Origin of the sequence: Klebsiella sp. 28, from assembly GCF_018223905.1 — a bacterium.
Taxonomy (GTDB): Bacteria; Pseudomonadota; Gammaproteobacteria; order Enterobacterales; family Enterobacteriaceae; genus Klebsiella; species Klebsiella pneumoniae.
In genome coordinates this window covers 1-520 of the sequence record NZ_JAGRQY010000224.1, presented here as the reverse complement: position 1 = coordinate 520, position 520 = coordinate 1, and the positions used below count along the sequence as shown (strand labels likewise).

At 57.5% G+C, this 520-nt stretch carries 1 protein-coding gene; it reads left to right on the top strand.

The genetic code is table 11. The annotated features are described in order from the left end of the window. Nucleotides 1-520, top strand: a 520-nt coding sequence (locus KHQ28_RS26730; protein ID WP_211777746.1) for a hypothetical protein, incomplete at both ends; no start/stop codon positions are given.

Genomic DNA, 520 nt, shown 5'->3' with positions numbered 1-520 from the left:
CTGTGCAGCTGGCTAACGCCGGGACAGTCCCGTCATTCAGCGATATTCGCGCCGTGGCGCCCGTGGTCGTGGATGAGGTGGCCGACGCGGCCAAACTGGACTTTACGTCCGCCGGCAGCTATCTGATCGCGCTGTATTCCTGCCAGGTAAAAGTGGCCGCCGATACCACCATCACAATGGCGCCCGGTAACAGGGTTTTTGATGATACCGGTGCTGTATTTGTAAATGGCGTTCAGGTTGCCTGGGGTAACGCCAGCTGGACTACCGGCAGTTTTGAACTGAAAGCAGGCTGGAATACCGTTGAGTTTCTGGTGAATCAGTGGACCGGCCAGGCGTATATCAACCTGGGCCTGAAGCTGTCAGACAAGGTTGCTGAGATGTACTCCGGTCTCGGTGTTTCCGCGCTGGCAAACGCAGCCGGCGTACTCAGCTCGAATGTCAGCCAGATTGGCAACGATGTGGTCAGCAATTCGCAGAGCATCACCCAGCTCCGGAATGCGCTGACGCAGACAGACGCGAA